Consider the following 20,355-nt stretch of genomic DNA (forward strand, 5'->3'; position numbering starts at 1 on the left):
AAGACGGCCGTGAGGGGTGGGCGACGAGTCGCCCACCCCTCACACGTCCGCGGGACCTCACACGTCCGCGGTCACAGGTCGGCGGCCATCTCCTTGACCTTCTCGATCAGGGCGAGGCGGCTCTTGTGGTCGCCCGCGATCGGGGCCACGTTGAGCGTGGTGACGCCGGACTCCTTCATCGCCGCGAGCCGCTCCCGGACGTGCCCCTCGGAGCCGATGAGGGACATCTTCTCCAGCAGCTCCTGCGGGACCTTCGCGGCGGCCTCGTCCTTCTTGCCGTCCAGGTACAGGTCCTGGATCTCCTCGGCCTCCTTCTCGAAGCCGTACCGGCGGGCGAGGTCGTTGTAGAAGTTCTTGCCCTTGGCGCCCATGCCGCCGATGTAGAGCGCGGCCATCGGGCGGCCGAACTCCAGGAAGCCCTTCACGTCGTCGCCGATGGCGAGCGGCGACTGCCCGACCACGTCCAGCTCGCCGAGCGCCGGGTCGCGCTTGGCCTTGCCGGCCGCGAGGGAGGGGCCCCACACGTCCGCGGCCTTCTCCGGCATGTAGAAGATCGGCTCCCAGCCGTTGGCGATCTCGGCGGTCAGCTCGACGTTCTTCGGGCCGATCGCGGCGACCATGATCGGGATGTCGGCGCGCACCGGGTGGTTGATGAGCTTGAGCGCCTTGCCGAGGCCGGTGCCCTGCCCCTCCGGCAGCGGCAGGTGGTAGTACTTGCCGTCGTGCTGCACCCGCTCGCGGCGCCACACCTTGCGGCAGATGTCGATGATCTCGCGGGTGCGGCCGAGCGGCGCGGTGTAGGGGACCCCGTGGAAGCCCTCGATGACCTGCGGGCCGGACGCGCCGATGCCGAGCGTGAACCGCCCGTCGGAGACGTAGTCCAGCCCCGCGGCCGTCTGCGCGATGGCGGTCGGGGTGCGCGAGTAGATGTTGAGGATGCCGGAGGCGATCTCCACGCGCTCCGTCTTGGCGGCGATGTAGCCCATCTGGCTCACCGCGTCGAAGCTGTACGCCTCCGCGACGTAGACGATGTCGAGGCCGGCCTTCTCGTAGTCGGCGAGCTCCTCGACGGTCTCCTTGAAACCGCCCGAGTAGCTGAGCGCCATCCCGATGCGCATGGTCTCCCGCGCCCCTTCCCTAAACCGAATCCGATTCCAGTCGAACGTAACCTACTCCCGCCGCCCGCCCGCGGGGAGGGGTCACGGCAGCGCCGGGCCGTTGAGCGCGTCCAGCGCCTGCCGGTACATCGCGGTGCGGATCGTCGCCACGACCGCGCCGTTCTTGCTCGCCAGCGACGCCGCCCACTCCACCGCGGCGGGCAGGACCTCCTCCTCTGCCGCGACGCGCTGCACGATCCCGGCCTCGCGCGCCTGCTCCGCGGTGTACCGGCGGCCGGTGAGCATCGCCTCGTGCGCGGCGGCCTTCGGCAGCCGCGCCGTGATCAGCGCGTTCATCCCGGGGGTGAAGCTCATTCCGAGGTCGACCTCGGGCAGGCAGAAGTAGCCGCGGTCACCGCGCATGACGGCGAAGTCGTGCGCGAGGGCCAGCATGCCGCCGCCCGCGAAGGCGTGCCCGTTCAGCGCGGCGACCGTCGGCATCGGCAGCGACAGGACGCGCGCGAACAGGGCGTGCACGCGGCGCAGGTACTCCTCGAACCTGTCCTGGTTGGCGCCGAGCCAGTCCAGGTCCAGGCCGTTGGAGTAGAACTTGCCGGTCCCGACGGTGACGAGCGCGCCCGGCCCGTCGTTCTTCGCCACCGAGTCGAGGGCCCCCTCGACCGCGTCGAGGAAGTCCGGGCCGAAGCGGTTCTCGCCCGCGTCGAACCGCAGGACGTACACGTCTCCGTCGCGCTGGAGGTCGATCACGAAGGTCTCCTTCTTTCCTGCCCGCTTCCCTGCCCGGCCTGACCGCACTCGACCTTACTCGCGAGTAGCAGGGCCGGTGCGCGGCACGGCCAAATGTCTCCATGACGGTCGTCATGGTCAACGCGGCAACCGTATGATGAATGTCATAATCGTCTCATGGGGACGGACAGCAGGGAACGCATGGTGCGCAGCGCCGCCTACCTCTTCCGCGAGCGCGGCTACAGCGGCACCGGGTTCCGCGACGTCATCGCGCACAGCGGCGCCCCGCGCGGGTCGATCTACCACCACTTCCCCGGCGGCAAGGCGCAACTCGCTGAAGAGGCCGTCCGCTACGCCGACGAGTTCCTGAACGCCGGCATCCTCGCCGCCACCGAGAGCGGCGACGCCGCGTCGGCCGTGGACGCCTTCACGAGCTGGTGGCGGCAGGTCCTGATCAGGAGCGGGTTCCGGGCCGGCTGCCCCGTCGTCGCCGTCACGGTCGAGTCCCACGACGACGCGCCGCAGCTCGCCGACGCCGCGGCGGCGGCGTTCGCGCGCTGGCAGGACACCCTCGCCACCGGGCTCGGCAACGCCGGCGTCCCCGACGACCGCGCGTCCCGGCTGGCCCGCCTCATCGTCGCCGCCGTCGAGGGCGCCACGATCCTGTGCCGCGCCCACCGCGACGTCGCCCCACTGGACGACGTCGTCGCCGAACTCAAGGCCATGGCCCGCAGCGCCGCCGAGGAGGGCTAGGCGCGCCGGGGAAGGCTCAGGAGTTCTCGGCGATCAGTTCGGCCACGGCCTGGAGGGCGAGGACGTAGGACATGGTGCCGAAGCCGGCGATGGTGCCGGTGGCGACGCCGGCGACGACGGAGGTGTGGCGGAACTCCTCGCGCGCGGCCGGGTTGGTGATGTGGACCTCGACGAGCGGGGCGGTGCGCTGGGCGACCGCGTCGCGCAGCGCGTAGGAGTAGTGCGTGAACGCGGCCGGGTTCAGCACGACGGGGACGCGCTCGTCGGCCGCCTCGTGCAGCCAGCGCATCATCTCGGCCTCGTCGTCGGTCTGCCGGACCTCGACGTTCAGGTCGAGGCGGCGCCCGGCCGCGCGGCAGACGGCGACCAGGTCGTCGAAGGTCGCCGTCCCGTACTTCTCGGGCTCGCGGACCCCGAGGCGCCGCAGGTTCGGGCCGTTCAGGACGAGGACGCGGGTCATCGGGCGATCTCCCGGTAGGCGGCGGCGAGCAGGGCCTCGTCGGGGCCTTCGAGGCGGCCGGGCTCGGCGATGCCGTCGAGGACGACGAACCGGAGCGTGGCGCCCCGCGACTTCTTGTCGATGGTCATGGTGGCGCGCAGGCCGGGCCAGTCGGCGGCGTAGGAGACCGGCAGGCCCACGGACTCCAGGACGTCGCGGTGCCGCCGGACGGCCTCGGCGGGCAGCCGACCGGCGAGGCGGGACAGCTCCGCGGCGTACACCATGCCGATCGCGACGGCGTGGCCGTGGCGGAACCGGTAGTCCTCGTTCTTCTCGATGGCGTGCGCGAGGGTGTGGCCGTAGTTGAGGATCTCGCGGAGGCCGCTCTCCCTCAGGTCGGCCGAGACGACGCCGGCCTTGACCCGCACGGCCCGTTCCACGAGCTCGCGGGTGTGCGGGCCGTCGGGGGCGGCGGCGCCCTTCGGGTCGTCCTCGACCAGGGCCAGGATCTCCGGGTCGGCGATGAACCCGGCCTTGATGATCTCGGCGAGGCCGCTGATGTAGTCCTCCCGCGGCATCGTCATCAGCGTGGCGAGGTCGCACAGGACGCCGCCGGGCGGGTGGAAGGCGCCGACCAGGTTCTTGCCCTCGGGGATGTTGATGCCGGTCTTGCCGCCGACCGCCGCGTCCACCATGCCGAGCAGCGTCGTCGGGACGAGCACCGCCCGCACGCCCCGCAGCCACGACGCGGCCGCGAACCCGGCGAGGTCGGTGGTGGCGCCGCCGCCGACGCCGACGACGACGTCGGTACGGGTCATGCCGAGCGCGGCGAACGCCGACCACAGCCCGGCCAGGACGCCGACCTCCTTGGCGGCCTCGCCGTCGGGGACGGGCAGCGCGTGCACCGTGTACCCGGCCTGCTCGAGCGCCCCGCACACCGGGCGGGCGATCTCCGGCAGCCCCTCGGCGTGGACGACCGCGACGGTCCGGGCCCTGTCGCCGACCATGGCGGGCAGCTCGCCGAGGACGCCCGTCCCGATGACGACGTCGTAGGGCTCGGCGCCCCCCACGGACACCCGGGCGGGCGGCGTCACCCGTTCTCCTCGCCATCGCGCCCGGCGGGGGCGTCCTCCAGGGCCTTCACGACCTCTTCGACGATGTCGGCGGGTTCGCGGCCGTCGGTGTCGACGTGCACGGTGCCCAGCCGCTCGTAGATCGGGAGCCGCTCCTCCAGGAGCTTGCGCATCTGGCTGCGCGGGTTCAGCACGAGCAGCGGCCGCGCCGACGCCAGGCCGACCCGCTTGATCGCCTCCGAGAGGCCGACCCGCAGGTAGACGACGGTGTGCCCGGCGAGCAGCTCCTGCGTCTCCGCCGCGAGGACGGCGCCGCCGCCGAGCGCGACGACGCCCTCGTGCCCGGTCAGCGCCGCGGCGACGGCGGCCCGCTCCATCTCGCGGAAGCGCTCCTCGCCGTCGTCGATGAAGATCTCGCCGATCGGCTTGCCCGCGGCCCGCTCGACGTCGGCGTCGGTGTCGCGCAGCGGGACGCCGAGCCGGTCGGCGAGCGCCGTGCCGATGGTGGTCTTGCCCGAGCCGGGGGGTCCGATGATGACGGCCTTCGGTCGCATGGCACCGCTCACTTGATCGTCAGGGAGGACAGGTAGCCCCGCAGGTTGCGGGCGGTCTCCTCGGCGGAGTCGCCGCCGAACTTCTCCAGCGCCGCGTCCGCGAGGACGAGCGCGACCATCGCCTCGGCGACCACCCCGGCGGCCGGGACCGCCGTCACGTCGCTGCGCTGGTTGATCGCCTTGGCCGGCTCGCCGGTCGTGACGTCGATCGTGTCGAGCCGCCGCGGGACGGTCGAGATCGGCTTCATCGCGGCGCGCACCCGCAGCACCTCGCCGGTCGTCATGCCGCCCTCGACGCCGCCGGCGCGGTTGGTGCGGCGGCGGATGCCCTCGGGGGTGGCGTCGATCTCGTCGTGCGCCCGCGAGCCGGGCCGCCGGGCGGTGGTGAACCCGTCGCCGAGCTCCACGCCCTTGATGGCCTGGATGCCCATGAGGATCCCGGCGAGCCGGGAGTCGAGGCGCCGGTCCCAGTGGACGTGGCTGCCGAGGCCGGGCGGGAGGCCGTAGGCGAGGACCTCCACGACGCCGCCGAGGGTGTCGCCGGCCTTCTTGGTCTCGTCGATGTGCGCGACCATCCGCGCCGACGCCTCGGCGTCGAAGCAGCGCACCGGGCTCTCGTCGACCCGGGCCAGGTCGGCGGGCTCCGGCAGGACGCCCTCGGGGGCCTCGACCTCGCCGAGCGCGATCACATGGCTCAGGACGTCCACGCCGAGGGCCTGCTTCAGGAACGCCTTGGCGACGGTGCCGAGCGCGACCCGCGCCGCCGTCTCCCGCGCGCTCGCCCGCTCCAGGACGGGCCGGGCGTCGTCGAACCCGTACTTCTGCATGCCGACCAGGTCGGCGTGGCCGGGCCTCGGCTGCGACAGCGGCGCGTTCCTGGCCTGGGCCGCGAGGACGTCGGCGTCCACGGGATCGGCCGACATGACCGTCTCCCACTTGGGCCACTCGGTGTTGCCGACCTCGATCGCGACCGGCCCGCCGAGCGTGACGCCGTGCCGGACGCCGCCGACGATCGTGACCTTGTCCTGCTCGAACTTCATCCGGGCGCCCCGCCCGTGGCCGAGCCTCCGGCGGCGCAGCTCCTCGGCGATGTCCCCCGAGGTCACGCGCACACCGGCCGGCAGCCCCTCCACGATCGCGGTCAGGGCCGGGCCATGGGACTCCCCCGCGGTCAACCAGCGCAGCATGGGTGAATCCTATTGACTCCGCGCGCCCGCCCGTGACGCCGTCCAGCATCTGAGAGGCTCGTCGCGGAGGTGGACGATGGGGAAGTCCGGTTCGAGGGGGGCCGCCGAGACGAGGCGGGCGCTGCTCGCCCAGGCGCGGGCGTCCGCCGATCTGGGGTCGCCGATGTACGCGGAGCTGCTCACGCGGGCGGCCGGAGATCCGGGCGCGGCCGTGACGGAGGTGCTCGGCGAGCGGACCGGGACCGGCTACATCCTGGGGATGCTCGGGACGGTCCACCGGCTCGTCCTCGAGGGGCGGGTGCCGGAACTGGCCGCGCACTACCCGACCGCGGGCGGGACGGAGGACCCGCTGGAGGCCTGGCCGGCGTTCCGGGCGGTGCTGTCCGAGCACGCCGCGGAGATCCGCGACGGGCTCACCGACCCGCCGCAGACCAACGAGGTCGGGCGGGCGGCCCCGCTCGTCGGCGGGCTCCTCACGATCGCGGACGCCTGCCGCCCCGCGCCGGCGCGTCGGCCCGTCCCGCGTCTGCCCGTCAAGCCCCTGCCCGGAGAGCCCCTGCCGATCAGGCTGCTGGAGATCGGGGCCAGCGCGGGCCTGAACCTGCGGGCCGACCGCTTCCGCCTCCTGCACGAGAGCGGCGCGTACGGGCCCGAGTCGCCGGTCGTCCTGCCGGACGCCTGGCGGGGTCTCCCCCCGGTCGACGCGCCCCTCTCCATCACCGAGCGGCGGGGATGCGACCCGAACCCGCTGGACCCGGCCTCGCCCGCCGCGCGGCGGCGGCTCCTGTCGTACGTGTGGCCCGACCAGGCGGCGCGGGTGGCGCGGCTGCGGGCGGCGTTCGAGGTGGCCGCCGCGGTCCCCGCGACGGTCGTGCGGGCGGGCGCGGCGGACTTCCTCGAAGGGCTGGCCCCCCGGGAGGGTGTGGTCACGGTCGTGTGGCACTCGACGATGCGCGCGTACCTGTCGGACGAGGAGGGCGCGCGCGTCGACCGGAGCATCGAGCGGGCCGGGGCGGCGGCCACCCCCGACGCGCCCGTGGCGCACCTGTCGTTCGAGGGGCGCGACGCCTCGCGGCTCGACGTCCTGCACGTCGTGACGCTGCGGCTGTGGCCGGGCGGAAAACGCGTGATCCTCGGCGAGGCGCCGTCGCACGGCCTCCCGACGACCTGGTACTAGGAGCGCCCGAGCCCCCGCTCGATCGCGAGCCGGACGGGGGACGACGCGGGAAGCGGCCCGGCGGGGAGCAGCGGCGGCTGCGCCATGAACCGGGGGCGCGTGCCGTGGTGCGCCTGCGCGGCGTGCACGAGGAACGGGTGGCACAGGTACACGTCGCCGGCCTGCCCCGCGGCATGGGCGAGCGGACGGTGCTCGGTCGCGGGGACGGCCTTGCCCGCCAGGTCCATGAACGCGAGGCCCGCCTCCCCCGCGGGCTCCAGGATCGGCGGGACGTCCAGGTGGGACCCCACCCGGATGCGGGTCGGCCCGTCGTCCTCCCCCACGTCGGAGAAGAGGAACAGCATCAGAAGCGCGCGGCCCTTCGACGCGGCGTTCACCCGGTAGGACATGAAGTCGGCGGGGTCGTCGCCGGGGAAGCCGGCGTCGATGTGCCAGCCGTCGTCGCCGGGCGGCTGGTCGCTGGGGAACCGCACCGGGAACGTGCCGAGGCCGCCGCGCGGCAGCCACGCGTCCTTGCCGACGACGGCGTCGAACGCGGCGCGGAGGCGGTCGGTGTTCGCGGCGGCTCGGAACGGCGCCTCGGCATGGTCGCCGAGCCGCACCACCGGGCGCGTCCACGTCGCGGGATCGTCGGGGTCGCAGCCGGTCTCGCGCCACAGGATGCCGCGGCACTCGGCGGCCAGCTCGCGGGGGAACGCCTGCTCCACCCGGACGTACCCGTCGGCGATGAAGGCATCGACGTCGATCATGACGCCAGGCTCGCAGAGCGCCCGCACCGGACGCCAACGATTTACCGGCCCCCGAGGCCAGCCGCCGTTCACAAGCGCCCGCGCGCGGCCACCACCTGCACACGGTCGCTTCCCTGACGCGGCCACTCCACGCACGCGACCACAACCTGCAGGTGGTCGCTTCACGCACATGGCCGCTAGCTGCGCACGGTGGCTATCTGCGCAGGACGTTCAGTTCGACGCCGCCGACGATCCGGCCGCGCAGCAGTTCGGCGAGCCGGTCGGAGACCCGCTGCACGGTGCTCCGCTCGTCGTGCCCGGGGACGACGGCGAACCGGACGGCGATCTCCGCGGAGGTGCCCTCGACGACGCGGACGCCGGTGACCGACGGGTCGGAGCCGAACGCGGCCTCGACCGCGGCCAGGACGTCGGGGTCCTCGTGGGGCGGCGGGATGGGGCGGCCGTCGGCGAGCAGGTGCAGGCGCAGCCCGTCGACGGCGAACGGGACCGGGCCCGCCACGTCCACGACCAGGGCGTCCGCGCCCTCGTCGAGGGTGGCGCGGCAGGCGTCGCCGGCCCGCACCGCGACCGGGCGGGCGTCGGCGCGCCACGCCTTCATCGTCTCGGTGCAGGTGAAGCCGAGCACGCCGCGCCGCCCGTCGTCGCCGATCAGGGTGGGCAGCGCCATGTCGCTCGACTTCTCCCGCCGCAGCTCGCCGGGCTCCGTCGGCTCCTCCTCGGTGAGGACGGCGACGATCGGCACCAGCAGCCGCGCCCCCTGGAGCCGCCGCAGCACCGTGTGGGCGCCGACACGGCCGGCCGCGTAGCCGGCGAGCGCCTCGCACAACCGGGGGTCGGCGCTTCCGTCGTCCCCGGGGAACTGTGGTTCGGGAATGGTCAGTCCGGACACGGCAGGAAGGCTATAACCTCCGGCGACCACAGGGGGCAACTCCAAGGATACTCTCCGCGACCGCGTCGCGTCCCGCCGCCGTCAGCCGAGGTCGGCGATGGCCGCGACGGTGCCGCCGCCGGACGGGCCCTGGTGCACGGCCGCGACCGACACGAACACCGCGGGGTCGCCGGTGACCGAGGCCGCGACGCCGCCGACGCACGCCTTGATCTGCCGGTGCCAGTGCACGTCGGAGTCGTCGAGCATGATGTTGCGGCGGCCGCGCACCGAGCCGCTCGGGTCGGCCTCGCACTTGATGAACACGTTGACGAGCCGGTCGCCGAGGTCGGAGGTGCGGGGCCGCTCGGGCAGGTCCAGGCCCGTCGAGCGGATCGCGTCCCAGATCCCGTCGGCGTCCAGTGCGTCCTTCATCACACCGTGCCCGGCCCGGTACCGGCCGCCGATGCCGCGCACGTTGCCGACGACCACGATCTGCGCCCGGTCCAGCTCGACGCCGGACGAGCACGACGCCACCGACGAGTACAGCGACAGGTCCTTGTGGATCTGCTCGGCGGACGGCGCCTCGATCTCGCCGAGCGCGACGGCGATGCCGAGCGCGGTCGTGGAGTTGGAGATGTCCATCGACTTGAGGGTGTCCTCGGTGACGACGTCGCGGCCGCGCGTCTTCGCGTCGTTGATCGTGTCGAGGGTGAGCAGCGGCGTCTTGGTCTGCACGTAGTGGACGTCGGCCGGATCGTCGATCCCGGCGGTCTTCATGGCCTCGCGGACGCCGGCGGCGACGGTCTCCACCATCGCGGGGCGGCCGATGTCCTCGGGCAGGATGATCTCGCTCATCGCGACGCCGACCGACAGCCGCGGCTCGTCGGAGGCGGGGACGCGGGCGGGGTCGACGGTCACGAAGACGGTCGCGTGCGGGCTCAGCACCCCGTCCGTGCCGCCCGACCACACCAGCGGGACGCGCGCCACCTCGTCCGCCGTCCGCGTGCCCTTGGCGAGGAGCACCTCGCGGAACGCCCGGTCGGCGAGCAGCCGCGTGTAGTCGTTCACGCCGCCGTTGCCCTCGGTCTTGCCGACCACGGCGAGGACCCGGTCGGCCTCCAGGACGCCGTCGTCGATCAGCCGGGCGAGCCCGGACGCGTCGGTCACGCTCTCGATGGGGATCTTGCGGACTTCGATCGGATCGGGCACCGTCATCGCTCCTCAACTGCCGTGCTTGCTCATCGGGCTGCTGCTCGTCGGCCGGCCTGCTCGCCGGCCGCACCGGTGATCGGTCTCTACCCGGGGTCAGTCCTCGACGACCGTCCCGGCCTTGCCGTGCGCGGCGTCGCCGAGCCGGGGCAGCGAGGCGATCGCGGCGCGCCGCCCGCCGGCCGCGACGAACCGCCGCACCGCCTCGACCTTCGGGCCCATGCTGCCGCCGGCGAAGTGCCCGGCGGCGGCCAGTTCCGTCAGCTCCGCGACCGTCGTGCGGTGCAGCGGGCGGGCCCGCGGCGTCCCGAACCCGGTCATCGCGTTCTCCACGTCGGTGGCGATCACGAGGGTGGTCGCCGCCAGCCGGCGGGCCAGCAGTTGCGCGGCCAGGTCCTTGTCGACGACGGCCTCGACGCCGCGCAGCGCCCCGTCCGCCCGGACCACGGGCACTCCCCCGCCGCCCGCGGCGACCACGACGTGCCCGGCGTCCAGGAGCACGGCGGCCGCGTCGGCGTCCAGGATCTCCAGCGGCTCCGGCGAGGCGACGACGCGCCGCCAGCCCCGGTCCCCGAAGTCCTTCCAGACCTGGCCGAGCGCCATCGAGCGGCGGGCCTCCGCCTCGGGGAAGTAGCGGCCGATCGGCTTGGCGGGGGCCAGGAAACCGGGGTCGGCGGCGTCCACGAGCGTCCGGGTCACCACCGTCGACACCGGGCGGGCCGCGCCCCGCGCGGCCAGCGCCCGCTCCAGCGCATTCATGATCATCACGCCGACGGTGGCCTGGGTCTGCGCGCCGCACCAGTCCAGCGGGACGGGCGGCACCACGCCCGCCGCCAGCTGGTTCTTGATCAGCAGGTTGCCGACCTGCGGGCCGTTGCCGTGCGTGAGCGCGACCCGCGCGCCCGCCGCCACGAGATCGGCCACGTGCGCCATCGCGCCCTCGATCGCGGCCGCCTGGGCGTCCGGGGTGGCGCTGCCGTCCGGCGCGGTCATGGCGTTGCCGCCGAGCGCGATCAGGATCCGCTCGCCGGTGAGCGTCGCGCCGTCTTCGCCCCGACCGTCTTCTCCCCGATGGCCCCAGGTCACGGGACGGACGCTAACCCGCGCGGCGGGCCCCGCTCACGGGCGAATTCCGCCCAACGAACGCCGTTTCTTCGGCACTTTCCGGCAATGCCCCGGCGCCCGGGGACCGCTCAGCGCAGGCGCGCGAGGCGGCTCACGGCCTCGTCGATGACCTCGTCCTTCTTGCAGAACGCGAACCGGACGAAGTGGGCGCCCGCCTCGGCGTGGTCGTAGAACACCTGGCTCGGGATCGCGACGACGCCCGCCTTGTCCGGCAGGGCGCGGGCCAGCTCCATGCCGTCGGTGAAGCCGAGCGGGCTGATGTCGGCCTGCACGAAGTAGGTGCCCTGCGGCCGGTAGGTCGTGAACCCGGCGGCCTCAAGGCCGGTGATGAGGCGGTCCCGCTTCGCCTGGAGCGACTTGCGCAGCTCCTCCACCCACGGGATCTCGTTGCGCAGCGCGTAGGCGGCGGCGCGCTGGTAGGGGGCGCTGACCGCGTAGGTGAGGAACTGCTTCACGGTCTGGACGGCCCGGATGTAGGAGGCGGGCGCCGTCACCCATCCGGTCTTCCAGCCGGTCACCGAGAACGACTTGCCCGCCGACGACACCGACACCGTCCGCTCGCGCATGCCGTCGAGCGTCGCCAGCGGGATGTGCTCGGTCTCGTCGAACGTCAGGTACTCGTACACCTCGTCGGTGATCGCGACCAGGTCGTGCTCCCGGCAGACGTCCGCGATGGCCTCCAGCTCGTCCCGCGTGAACACGGTGCCGGCCGGGTTGTGCGGCGAGTTCACCAGGATCGCCCGGGTGCGCGGGCCGACGGCGGCGCGCAGTTCGTCCGGGTCGAAGGTGAAGCGCCCCTCGACCGGGCGCAGCGTGACGGGCCTGCGCACGGCCCCGGCGAGCGCGATCACCGCCGCGTAGGAGTCGTAGTACGGCTCGAACACGACGACCTCGTCGCCCGGCCCCGCCAGCGCCAGCACGGACGCGGCGATCCCCTCGGTGGCGCCGACGGTCACGAACACCTCGGTCGCCGGATCGAACGACAGCCCGTACCGCTCCAGCCGCTGCGCCGCCACGGCCTCCCGGAGTTCGGGCAGGCCGGGCCCGGGCGGGTACTGGTTCGCGCCCGTCCGGATCGCCTGGACCGCCGCGTCCAGGACCCCCGCCGGGCCGTCCTCGTCCGGAAAGCCCTGGCCTAGATTGATGGCCCCGGTCCGGACGGCCAGAGCCGACATCTCAGCGAAGATCGTCTCGCCGAATCCCTGCATGCGCTCGACCAATGGCTCGCTCACGCCCTAAGCCTAGGCCCCCTGCCCGGTATGCGCGGCGAGCACGGCGTCGTCCGGACGGCCTCTCGCAACCCAAGGAACGACCGGCCCGAGGAACGGCCGCTGCGCAGTGTCCGGCCGCTTCCCAGTGGCCGACCGCGTCGCGATGTCCGGCCCGGCCGAGGGTCAGATCCAGCCCATGTCGATCGCGGCGCGGGCGGCGCGGACGCGGGTGGGTTCGCCCATCTTCGCCATGGCGGTGGACAGGTAGTTGCGGACGGTGCCCTCGGACAGGTGCAGGTCGGCCGCGATGCGGGCGGTCTCGGCGCCGGCGCCGGCCAGGCGGAGGACGTCGCGCTCGCGTTCGGAGAGCGGGTTGTCGCCGGCGGCCATCGCGCTGGCGGCCAGTTCGGCGTCCAGGTAGCGGCCGCCGCCGTGGATCTTGCGGATGGCGCTGGCGAGCTCGTCGGTGGGAGCGTCCTTGGCGACGAAGCCGCGGACCCCGGCGGACATGGCGCGGCGCAGGTAGCCCGGGCGGCCGAAGCTCGTGAGGATGCACACCGCGCAGCGGGCGCCGGAGGCGTGCAGCTCCTCGGCGACGGTGAGGCCGTCCGCGCCCGGCATCTCGATGTCGAGGACGGCCACGTCCGGAGCGTGCGCGGCGACGGCCGCGGGCACCTCGTCGCCGCGGCCGACCTCGGCCACGACCTGCAGGTCGGGCTCCAGGCCGAGGAGTGCGGCGACGGCGCCGCGGATGAGGTGCTCGTCGTCGGCGAGCAGGACCCGGATCACGCGGGCCTCGCGGCCGGCAGCACCTGACCGGCGCCCGTCCCGCTCCCGCCCGGGCCCCGCCCGTCTGGACCGACCTCGCCCGGACCATGGACCGGAGGGAGCGGGACGGCGGCGCGCAGGAGGTACCCGTCGCGGCCGTGCCGGCCGGCGGTGATCTCGCCGCCGAGCACGGCGACGCGCTCAGTGAGGCCGGTCAGGCCCGAGCCCGCGGCGGTCTCGGCGCCGCGGACGCCGTCGTTGCGCATTTCCAGGACCACGGAGTCACCGTAGAGGGCGTCGCCCCCGGAAGGCGCGCCGTACACCTCGAGGCCGACCGTGCAGTGCCGCGCCTCGCTGTGCTTGATGACGTTGGTGGCGCCCTCGCGGATCACCCAGGCGAGCACCGAGCGGACCGCCGGCGGCAGCCCGTCCGGCAGGCGGCCGATCTCGCAGCGCACTCCGGCGGCCTCCAGGACGGCCCGGACCCCGGCCAGCTCGGCGTCCAGCTCGACGGACCGGTAGCCGCGGACGGCGGCGCGGACCTCCCGCAGCGCCTCCCTGGCCGCGCGCTGGACGTCCGCCATCTCGGCGCCGGCCCGGTCCGGGTCGTCGCGCACCGTCCGCTTGGCCAGCTCGCTCTTCACCGCGATGAGGGACAGGCTGTGGCCGAGCAGGTCGTGCAGGTCGCGGGAGAAGCGGAGCCGCTCCTCGGTGACCGCGAGCCGGGCGAGGGCGTCGCGGGCCGCGTAGGCCTCCTGGTGCAGCTCCCACATCCGCCGCTGGTACCGGTTGACGAACACGACGAACCCGGAGATCGCGGTGTACAGGGCGCACAGCACCGGGAAGATCGCGTACCAGGGGGCGTCGCCCTCCGGGTACAGGCGCTCCGCGCCCGCCGTGGCGACCGCCCCGCAGTACGTCCCGGTGCCCGCGCACAGCGCGGCGATCCGCCCGCGGCCCATCGGGGACAGCACCATGGCCGAGACCCAGAACACGGGGATGACGCTGAACCATGGGCTGCTGAGCAGCATCAGGCTCAGCGCGGCGGCGACGGCGGCGCTGACCGCGATGTCCCGCTTGGACACGGTCCCTTCGAGCCCGCCCCGGACGAGCCGCGTGTAGCACCAGATGAGGACGGCGAGGCCCGCGACGACCGCGGCGGTGAGGGGCGCGCCCGCGTCGCCGCGGGTGTAGGCGTCTTCGAGCCCGTAGAGGGCCGGCAGGACGAAGCCCATGGCGGCGAACATGAACGAGCGGTACGTCACCCGCCGGTAGCGCTCCAGCCTCCGGGCGGCCTGCTCCTCGATGTCCGCCGTGGTCGCGACCGCCATGTCCTCGTTCCTCCTCGCATCGCACTGTAACGGTGGGCCCGCGGCGGTCAGGCGCGCCGCGGCTCCCACCGGAACCAGCGGGCGGCCATGAGGCGGCCGGTCGCCGTCCAGAAGGCCAGGATGAAGAACGGCCGCACGCAGGTCAGCCAGCCTTCGGCGACGCCTACGGCGGGGTGGGCGGGCCGGTGCACGAAGTCCTGGCCGAAGTACCCGGTCCTGACGATCTCCACGACCGGGCTGAGCGGGACCCATCGGCAGGCCTCCTGGAGCCAGCCGGGCAGGCCGTCCAGCGGGAACATGACCCCGGCCCCGAGCACGCACCCGAACATGATCGGCAGGACGGTGAGCTGCGCCAGTTCGGCGTTCGGGGTGACGCCCGAGACCGCGAGCGCCAGCGTCGCGAACACGGCGGCGCCGCCCGCGAGCCCGGCCAGCACCAGGACCGGGTCGGCGGGGACCCGGCCGCCCATCGCGGTGCCGAGCAGGACCAGCAGCGCGGCGGCCTGCACCGCGTACAGCGCGGTCGCGGTGAGGACGCCGCCGCCGATGATCTCCGCGTCCGACAGGGCGGTGCCGCGCAGCCGCTTGAGGGTGCGGTCCTCGCGGCGGGCGGTGAACACGTTGACGAGGTTCATGAAGACGGCGAAGACGAGGAAGAACCCCAGGTGGCCGGTGCCCTGCAGGAGGGCGCCGTCCACGCCGTCGATCTTCTGGCCGCGGACCGGGACGAGCATGGCGGCGAACAGGAGCGGCAGGCCGGCGGCGGTGAAGAGGGCGGTCCGGTTCCGCCAGAGCAGGGTGAGGTCGAGGCGCGCGACGCCCAGCACGGCATCGGGTCTCATGAGGGCGGGCTTCTTGAGGGCGGGCTTATTCAGGGCGGGCTTATTCAGGGCGGGCTTCGTGGCGGGTCTCACCCGGGGGCTCATCGGGCCGCTCCTTCGGCGGTGTGCAGGAAGACGTCTTCGAGGGAGGCGCTGCGCACCCGGAGGCCGTCCAGCCGGACGGCCTCCTCGTCGGCCCAGCGCAGCAGTTCGTAGAGGCCCGCTTGGAGCCCGGCATCGGCGGCGGGGCCGGACGGCGGAGAGCCGGACGGGGGCGTGCCGGAGGGCAGGGTGTAGGACGCGACGGCTCGGCCGCCCTCCACCCGGACGTCGGCGCGGGCGCCGTGCAGAGGGGGCAGTTCGGCGACCTGGAGGCGCTCCGGCAGCCGGAAGGTGATGCGGTCGCCGTGTCCGGCGACCACTTCGGCGACCGTGCCGGACGTCTCGATCCGCCCGCGGTGCAGGATCGCGAGCCGGTCGGCGAGGTGCTCGGCCTCCTCGAGGTAGTGGGTCGTGAGCAGGACCGCCGTGCCGCCGGCGACCACGTCCTTGACGATGTCCCAGGTCGCGCGCCGGGCCTCGGGGTCCATGCCGCTCGTCGGCTCGTCCAGGAACAGGACCTCGGGCCTGCCGAGCAGGGCCAGCGCGAGGTCGAGGCGGCGTTTCTGGCCGCCGGACAGCTGCCGCACCCGCACGCCCGCCTTCTCCGCGAGCCCCGCCATGGCGATGGCCTCGTCGCGGTCGCGCGCGGAGGGGGCGAAGCCGCGCCAGTGCTCGATCGTCTCGGCGACGGTGAGGTCGGCGAAGAAGCCGCCGTCCTGCAGCATGATGCCCATGCGCGGGCGGACCTTCCGGCGTTCCGCGTACGGGTCGTGGCCCAGGACCCGGACCGTGCCTCCGTGGACGTTCCGGTGCCCTTCCAGCGTTTCGAGCGTGGTGGTCTTGCCCGCGCCGTTCGTGCCGAGCAGCGCGAACAACTCGCCCGCCGCGACCTCGAACGAGATCCCGGCGACGGCCTCGAAGTCCCCGTACCGCTGCCGGAGCCCGTCGACGGCGATGGCTGGGTTCGTCTCCATGCCCCCAGCGTCGCGATCACGCGGGGGCCCCGGTAGAAGCGCGTGTCACGGGTTCCGGCGGCGCCTGTCAGGCGATCGGCATGACAGATGTCATGGCGCTCAGCCCGCGACGCTGATGACGTGCCCGGCGGTGGCCGGGTCGCCCGCGATGTCGAGGAGCGCGGTGGCGAGGTCGGAGCGGGCCATGGAGAGGCCGCCGAGGACGTTGCGGTCGGCCGCCTTCCGGTAGCGGCCGTTGCCGGGGCCGTCGGTGAGGCGGGGCGGGCGGACGATCGTCCAGGCGAGGCCGGAGTCGCGGGTGAGGGCCTCGGCGGCGCGCATGTCGTTGAAGGCGTGCTTGAGGAGCGGGCCGAGGACGAGCGGCTTGACCACGAACCGGGTGAGCGGGTCGTCGCCCGGTCCGGCGTACAGCCCGGACGCGCTGGTCAGCACGAACCGTTCGGCTCCGCCCGCCCGCATCGCCTCGACGATGCCGCGGGTGCTGTCCGCGCAGACGCTGGTCGGGCGGCGGCCGTCGCGGGTGCCGATCGCGGTGATGACGGCGTCGCGTCCCTTGACCGCCTCCTCGATCGCGCCCGGGTCCATGACGTCGGCCTGGACGACGTCGGCGCAGGCGCGGACCTCGCCGGGCAGGCCGGCGGGGTCGCGGACGACGGCGGTCACCTCGTGCCCGGCGTCCAGCGCGCGCCGGACGACCTGGACGCCGGTGCCCCCGGTCGCCCCGAAGACCGTGAACCTCATCCTGTCCTCCTACCCGAACCCCCGTCAGCACCCCCGCCGGCACCTGAGGAATGCGCCGAACGAGCGAGTACTTGAGGGGTGAGTGAATACTTACTAACCTCTATCCTGGTGAGCGTTCACTCACCTGTCAAGGGGGCCCATTGAGCGCGCGCGAACGGATCCTGGACGCCGCGGCGGACATCATGCGGCGGCACGGGGTCGCCGGCGCGACCACGAAGGAGATCGCGAAGGCGTCCGGCTACTCCGAGGCGCTGCTCTACAAGCACTTCCGCGACAAGGACGAGCTGATGCTGTGCGTGCTGAAGGAGCGGATGCCCCCGTTCACCTCGATGGGCGTCCCGGGCGAGGGCACCGTCGAGTCCAACCTCGTCGGGATCGTGCACGGCGGGCTGCGCTTCTACCGCCGGGCGTTCCCGATGATGGTCTCGATGGCGGCGCAGCCGCGGCTGCTGCGGGCGACCCGCGAGTCGCTGCGCAAGTACGGCGCGGGCCCGCAGGAGCCGGTGCGGGCGCTGGCCCGCTACCTGGACGCCGAGCGCGACCTCGGCAGGGTCGCCCCTGACGCGGACACGCAGGCCGTGGCCGCACTGCTGATGGGCGCGTGCTTCCAGCAGGGCTTCCTGCGCTACTTCGCGGAAGGCGAGGACGCCTCCGACCCGCCCGAGTCGTTCGCCCGCGAGCTGGTCAACCCCGTCCTGGCGGAGGTCCTCCCCTAGAGCTCGCCCAGGCGGGACTTCACGACCTTGCCCATGGCGTTGCGGGGCAAGGAGCCGACCATGTGGACGACGCGGGGCCGCTTGTGCACCGACAGGCGCTCGGCCACGAAGTCGATGAGCTCCTTCTCCCCCACCCCGTCGGCGACGACGTAGGCGGTGACCTGCTCGCCGAGGTCGTCGTGCGGGGTGCCGAGGACGGCGGCCTCCCGCACGGCGGGGTGGGCGAGCAGCGCGTTCTCGATCTCGCCGGCGCCGATCCGGTAGCCGCCGCTCTTGATGAGGTCGGTCGACGCGCGCCCGACGATCCGGTGCCAGCCGTCCGGGCCGATCGTGGCGATGTCGCCGGTGCGGAACCAGCCGTCCGGCGTGAACGACTCCGCGGTCGCCTCGGGCCGGTTGAGGTACCCCTTGAACAGCAGCGGCGCGCGGACGTGCAGCTCGCCGGGCGTCTCCCCGTCCGGCGGGACGGGCGAGCCGTCCTCGGCCGTCAGGCGCGTCTCGACGCCGGGCAGCGGCGTGCCGACGTAGCCGGGGCGCCGGTCACCGTCCGCGCGGGCGCTGACCGTGATGAGGGTCTCGGTCATGCCGTACCGCTCGACCGGGCGGTGCCCGGTGAGGGCCGAGAGCCGCTCGAACACGGGCACGGGCAGCGGCGCGCTGCCGGAGACGAGCAGCCGCGCGCCGCGCAGGGCCTCGGCGGTGGACGGGTCCGCCGCCGTCCTCGACCAGACGGTGGGGACGCCGAAGAACAGGCTGCCGCCGTCGTCCCGCGCCGCCGCCGCGTACAGCTCCGGCTTGGGACGTCCGGTGTGGACGAGGCGCGAACCGGCCCGCAGGGGTCCGAGGACGCCGAGGACGAGCCCGTGCACGTGGAACAGCGGCAGCCCGTGGACCAGGACGTCGTCGGGCGTCCAGGCCCAGGCCTCGGCGAGGGCGTCGAGCCCGGCGGCGATGGCGCTCCGCGAGATCAGCACGCCCTTCGGCGCGCCCGTCGTCCCGCTCGTGTAGAGGATCAGGGCGGTCGCGTCGGCGGGGACCTCGCCGCCCCCGCCGCCCCCGCCGCCTCCGTGGTGCGGCAGCGCGTCGACCGGGACGAGCGGCGGCTCCCCCTCGGAGCGCTCCGTCCCACCGGCCGCGAGGAGCAGGCTCGCACCGGAGTCGCCGAGGATGTGCGCGCGTTCGGCGGGCCCGGAGTCGGGCGGCAGCGGCACCACGGGGACGCCCGCGAGGAGGCCGCCGACGACCGCGGCGACCGTCTCCAGGGACGCCGTGGCGTGCACGGCGACCGCGTCCGCTCCCCGGATCTCCGCGGCCACGGCGGAGGCCCGGCCGAGCAGTTCGTCGCGGGGCAGCTCGCGTCCGGCGATCCGCACCGGGCCGCCCGTCCCGCCGAGCAGGTCCATCATCAGCCGCTCTCCTCCTCGTCGAGTGCTTCGGGTCCTTCGGGCTCCGCACGTCTCTCGGCCTCTTCGAGCCCTTCCAGCCAGGCCATCACCGCGTCGGTGTGCTCGCCGAGCAGCGGCGGCGCGGTGTGCCCCCGGGGCGGCGCGCCGTCGAAGCGCAGCGGCGGCCCGGGCAGCTCGATGGGCCCGAGCCGCGGATGGTCGACCTCGATGACCAGGCCCTGCGAGCGGGTCTGCTCCCACTCGTACACCTCGTCGATCGACCGGATCGCCCCGGCCGGGACGCCCGCCTCGCCGAGCCGCGCGAGCCAGGCGTCGCGCGTGTCGCCCGCGAGGACCCGCTCGATGTCGGCGGTCAGCTCGGCGCGCCGGGCGGAGCGGTCGGGGATCGTCGCGTAGCGGGCGTCGCCCGGGTCCAGGCCGACGATCGGCGCGAACCTGCGCCACAGGTTCTGGTTCGCGACGCCGATCTGGATCTGCCCGTCCTTGCAGCGGAACGTCCCGTACGGGGCGATGGACGGATGGTCGTTGCCGACCGACTCGGGGACGTCCCGGGCGACGGTCCAGCGCGTCCCCTGGAACATGTGGGCGCCGACCACGGACGCCAGCAGCGAGGTCCGGACGACGGTCCCGCGCCCGGTGCGGGTGCGCTCGTACAGGGCGGCCAGCACGCCCGCGACGCCGTTGCCCGCGGCGAGGATGTCGGCGATCGACAGGCCGACCTTGCTCGGCGTGCCGGGCGGCCCGGTCACGCTCATGATCCCGGCCTCGCCCTGCATGATCGCGTCGTAGCCGGGGCGCCCGCCTTCGGGCCCGTCGTGCCCGAACCCCGTGATGGACAGGACGACCAGCCCCGGGTTCAGCCCGTGCAGCCGCTCCACCGGGAAGCCGAGCCGGTCGAGCACGCCGGGCCGGAAGTTCTCCACGAGCACGTCGGCGTGCCGGACGAGCCGGGCGAGGACGCCCGCGCCCTCGTCCGACTTCAGGTCGAGGGCGATCGACTCCTTGTTCCGGTTGATCGAGAGGTAGTAGGTGCTCACCTGGTCCTCGCCCGCGAACGGCGGGCCCCAGCCGCGGGTCTCGTCGCCGGTGCCGGGCTGCTCGACCTTGATCACGCGGGCGCCGAGGTCGGCGAGCGTCATGGTGGCCTGCGGGCCCGCCACGACGCGGCTGAGATCGATGATCACGACGCCTTCGAGCGGTCCGGGCAAGGGCGTTCTCCTTCCAGGGGCCGTGTCCCCGAAGGGGGGCGGCTCCTTCCGGCGGGCGGCCCCGCCAGGGGGCCGGCTCCGCCACGGGGCGGGTACCTG

At 74.1% G+C, this 20,355-nt stretch carries 21 protein-coding genes; 3 read left to right on the top strand and 18 right to left on the bottom strand.

Annotated elements, in window-relative coordinates; all coding sequences use genetic code 11:
* Positions 1 to 71: 71 nt before the first annotated feature.
* Together AB0C21_RS15520 and AB0C21_RS15525 are read right to left on the bottom strand one after the other, a co-directional pair.
* Positions 72 to 1,118, bottom strand: a complete 1,047-nt coding sequence (locus AB0C21_RS15520; RefSeq protein WP_500204812.1) for an LLM class F420-dependent oxidoreductase — start codon at positions 1,116 to 1,118, stop codon at positions 72 to 74.
* An 81-nt stretch (positions 1,119 to 1,199) separates the two neighbouring features.
* On the bottom strand, positions 1,200 to 1,865 hold the full coding sequence (locus tag AB0C21_RS15525) for an enoyl-CoA hydratase-related protein (protein ID WP_500204813.1): 666 nt from the start codon (positions 1,863 to 1,865) through the stop codon (positions 1,200 to 1,202).
* A 156-nt stretch (positions 1,866 to 2,021) separates the two neighbouring features.
* On the opposite strand from AB0C21_RS15525, the gene AB0C21_RS15530 reads away from it, so the two are divergent.
* The gene (locus AB0C21_RS15530) at positions 2,022 to 2,597 is read left to right on the top strand and encodes a TetR/AcrR family transcriptional regulator (RefSeq protein ID WP_500204814.1); all 576 of its coding nucleotides are present in this window, start codon (positions 2,022 to 2,024) and stop codon (positions 2,595 to 2,597) included.
* Positions 2,598 to 2,613: 16 nt separating this feature from the next.
* Here AB0C21_RS15530 and aroQ read toward each other — a convergent pair whose 3' ends face one another.
* Genes aroQ through aroC form a run of 4 tightly spaced genes read right to left on the bottom strand, consistent with a single transcriptional unit; the run spans position 2,614 to position 5,850 of the window.
* Positions 2,614 to 3,057, bottom strand: a complete 444-nt coding sequence (aroQ, locus tag AB0C21_RS15535) for a type II 3-dehydroquinate dehydratase (protein WP_149257305.1) — start codon at positions 3,055 to 3,057, stop codon at positions 2,614 to 2,616.
* Positions 3,054 to 4,130 carry a 3-dehydroquinate synthase gene (gene aroB, locus AB0C21_RS15540; RefSeq protein ID WP_500204815.1) on the bottom strand — a complete coding sequence of 359 codons (1,077 nt, stop codon included), beginning with the start codon at positions 4,128 to 4,130 and terminating at the stop codon, positions 3,054 to 3,056. The genes aroQ and aroB overlap by 4 nt, the downstream gene beginning before the upstream one ends.
* Positions 4,127 to 4,663 (bottom strand): shikimate kinase, encoded by a 537-nt coding sequence (locus AB0C21_RS15545; RefSeq protein ID WP_500204816.1) that lies wholly within the window; start codon positions 4,661 to 4,663, stop codon positions 4,127 to 4,129. The genes aroB and AB0C21_RS15545 overlap by 4 nt, the downstream gene beginning before the upstream one ends.
* An 8-nt stretch (positions 4,664 to 4,671) precedes the next feature.
* Positions 4,672 to 5,850: a chorismate synthase gene (gene aroC / locus AB0C21_RS15550; RefSeq protein WP_500204817.1), complete on the bottom strand. Its 1,179-nt coding sequence runs from the start codon at positions 5,848 to 5,850 to the stop codon at positions 4,672 to 4,674.
* A 76-nt stretch (positions 5,851 to 5,926) separates the two neighbouring features.
* Here aroC and AB0C21_RS15555 point away from each other — a divergent pair, with 76 nt between their 5' ends.
* The gene (locus tag AB0C21_RS15555) at positions 5,927 to 7,027 is read left to right on the top strand and encodes a DUF2332 domain-containing protein (protein WP_500204818.1); all 1,101 of its coding nucleotides are present in this window, start codon (positions 5,927 to 5,929) and stop codon (positions 7,025 to 7,027) included.
* On the opposite strand, the gene AB0C21_RS15560 is transcribed toward AB0C21_RS15555, so the two are convergent.
* From AB0C21_RS15560 to AB0C21_RS15605, 10 genes are all read right to left on the bottom strand, one after another.
* The gene (locus AB0C21_RS15560) at positions 7,024 to 7,776 is read right to left on the bottom strand and encodes a phytanoyl-CoA dioxygenase family protein (protein WP_500204819.1); all 753 of its coding nucleotides are present in this window, start codon (positions 7,774 to 7,776) and stop codon (positions 7,024 to 7,026) included. The genes AB0C21_RS15555 and AB0C21_RS15560 overlap by 4 nt on opposite strands.
* Positions 7,777 to 7,969: 193 nt before the next feature.
* Positions 7,970 to 8,665 carry an SseB family protein gene (locus tag AB0C21_RS15565; protein ID WP_149257311.1) on the bottom strand — a complete coding sequence of 232 codons (696 nt, stop codon included), beginning with the start codon at positions 8,663 to 8,665 and terminating at the stop codon, positions 7,970 to 7,972.
* Between the two features lie 81 nt (positions 8,666 to 8,746).
* Positions 8,747 to 9,859, bottom strand: coding sequence for a barbiturase (gene bar, locus AB0C21_RS15570; protein ID WP_500204820.1), 1,113 nt, complete (start codon positions 9,857 to 9,859; stop codon positions 8,747 to 8,749).
* A gap of 90 nt (positions 9,860 to 9,949) precedes the next feature.
* Complete coding sequence (locus tag AB0C21_RS15575; protein ID WP_500204821.1) at positions 9,950 to 10,939, bottom strand: carbamate kinase; 990 nt, start codon at positions 10,937 to 10,939, stop codon at positions 9,950 to 9,952.
* Between the two features lie 107 nt (positions 10,940 to 11,046).
* A complete protein-coding gene (locus tag AB0C21_RS15580) occupies positions 11,047 to 12,210 on the bottom strand; it encodes a pyridoxal phosphate-dependent aminotransferase (RefSeq protein WP_500204822.1) in 1,164 nt (387 codons plus the stop codon).
* A gap of 162 nt (positions 12,211 to 12,372) precedes the next feature.
* Positions 12,373 to 12,978: a response regulator transcription factor gene (locus tag AB0C21_RS15585; protein ID WP_500204823.1), complete on the bottom strand. Its 606-nt coding sequence runs from the start codon at positions 12,976 to 12,978 to the stop codon at positions 12,373 to 12,375.
* Positions 12,975 to 14,288 carry a sensor histidine kinase gene (locus AB0C21_RS15590; RefSeq protein ID WP_500204824.1) on the bottom strand — a complete coding sequence of 438 codons (1,314 nt, stop codon included), beginning with the start codon at positions 14,286 to 14,288 and terminating at the stop codon, positions 12,975 to 12,977. The genes AB0C21_RS15585 and AB0C21_RS15590 overlap by 4 nt, the downstream gene beginning before the upstream one ends.
* A gap of 47 nt (positions 14,289 to 14,335) precedes the next feature.
* Entirely contained in the window at positions 14,336 to 15,130 is a 795-nt protein-coding gene (locus AB0C21_RS15595) for an ABC transporter permease (protein ID WP_500204825.1), read from the bottom strand.
* Between the two features lie 80 nt (positions 15,131 to 15,210).
* Positions 15,211 to 16,185, bottom strand: a complete 975-nt coding sequence (locus AB0C21_RS15600; RefSeq protein WP_500204826.1) for an ABC transporter ATP-binding protein — start codon at positions 16,183 to 16,185, stop codon at positions 15,211 to 15,213.
* A 99-nt stretch (positions 16,186 to 16,284) separates the two neighbouring features.
* Complete coding sequence (locus AB0C21_RS15605; RefSeq protein WP_500204827.1) at positions 16,285 to 16,926, bottom strand: NAD(P)-dependent oxidoreductase; 642 nt, start codon at positions 16,924 to 16,926, stop codon at positions 16,285 to 16,287.
* A 140-nt stretch (positions 16,927 to 17,066) separates the two neighbouring features.
* On the opposite strand from AB0C21_RS15605, the gene AB0C21_RS15610 reads away from it, so the two are divergent.
* Positions 17,067 to 17,642, top strand: a complete 576-nt coding sequence (locus AB0C21_RS15610; protein WP_500204828.1) for a TetR/AcrR family transcriptional regulator — start codon at positions 17,067 to 17,069, stop codon at positions 17,640 to 17,642.
* On the opposite strand, the gene AB0C21_RS15615 is transcribed toward AB0C21_RS15610, so the two are convergent.
* Positions 17,639 to 19,048 carry an acyl-CoA synthetase gene (locus AB0C21_RS15615; RefSeq protein WP_500204829.1) on the bottom strand — a complete coding sequence of 470 codons (1,410 nt, stop codon included), beginning with the start codon at positions 19,046 to 19,048 and terminating at the stop codon, positions 17,639 to 17,641. The two genes, AB0C21_RS15610 and AB0C21_RS15615, sit on opposite strands and share 4 nt — an antisense overlap.
* Positions 19,048 to 20,256: a CaiB/BaiF CoA transferase family protein gene (locus AB0C21_RS15620; protein ID WP_500204830.1), complete on the bottom strand. Its 1,209-nt coding sequence runs from the start codon at positions 20,254 to 20,256 to the stop codon at positions 19,048 to 19,050. Before AB0C21_RS15620 ends, AB0C21_RS15615 begins: the two co-directional genes overlap by 1 nt.
* Positions 20,257 to 20,355 lie beyond the last annotated feature (99 nt).

This window comes from Spirillospora sp. NPDC049024 (assembly GCF_040649235.1).
In the GTDB taxonomy this organism is placed as follows: Bacteria; Actinomycetota; Actinomycetes; order Streptosporangiales; family Streptosporangiaceae; genus Spirillospora.

Bases quoted from the DNA above. Each gene is read 5' to 3' on its own strand.
- AB0C21_RS15615 (WP_500204829.1), bottom strand. From the start codon at position 19,048: ATGATGGACCTGCTCGGCGGGACGGGCGGCCCGGTGCGGATCGCCGGA.
- bar (WP_500204820.1), bottom strand. From the start codon at position 9,859: ATGACGGTGCCCGATCCGATCGAAGTCCGCAAGATCCCCATCGAGAGC.
- aroQ (WP_149257305.1), bottom strand. From the start codon at position 3,057: ATGACCCGCGTCCTCGTCCTGAACGGCCCGAACCTGCGGCGCCTCGGG.
- AB0C21_RS15590 (WP_500204824.1), bottom strand. From the start codon at position 14,288: ATGGCGGTCGCGACCACGGCGGACATCGAGGAGCAGGCCGCCCGGAGG.
- AB0C21_RS15605 (WP_500204827.1), bottom strand. From the start codon at position 16,926: ATGAGGTTCACGGTCTTCGGGGCGACCGGGGGCACCGGCGTCCAGGTC.
- AB0C21_RS15560 (WP_500204819.1), bottom strand. From the start codon at position 7,776: ATGATCGACGTCGATGCCTTCATCGCCGACGGGTACGTCCGGGTGGAG.
- AB0C21_RS15595 (WP_500204825.1), bottom strand. From the start codon at position 15,130: ATGAGACCCGATGCCGTGCTGGGCGTCGCGCGCCTCGACCTCACCCTG.
- AB0C21_RS15545 (WP_500204816.1), bottom strand. From the start codon at position 4,663: ATGCGACCGAAGGCCGTCATCATCGGACCCCCCGGCTCGGGCAAGACC.
- AB0C21_RS15600 (WP_500204826.1), bottom strand. From the start codon at position 16,185: ATGGAGACGAACCCAGCCATCGCCGTCGACGGGCTCCGGCAGCGGTAC.
- aroC (WP_500204817.1), bottom strand. From the start codon at position 5,850: ATGCTGCGCTGGTTGACCGCGGGGGAGTCCCATGGCCCGGCCCTGACC.
- AB0C21_RS15555 (WP_500204818.1), top strand. From the start codon at position 5,927: ATGGGGAAGTCCGGTTCGAGGGGGGCCGCCGAGACGAGGCGGGCGCTG.
- AB0C21_RS15530 (WP_500204814.1), top strand. From the start codon at position 2,022: ATGGGGACGGACAGCAGGGAACGCATGGTGCGCAGCGCCGCCTACCTC.
- AB0C21_RS15520 (WP_500204812.1), bottom strand. From the start codon at position 1,118: ATGCGCATCGGGATGGCGCTCAGCTACTCGGGCGGTTTCAAGGAGACC.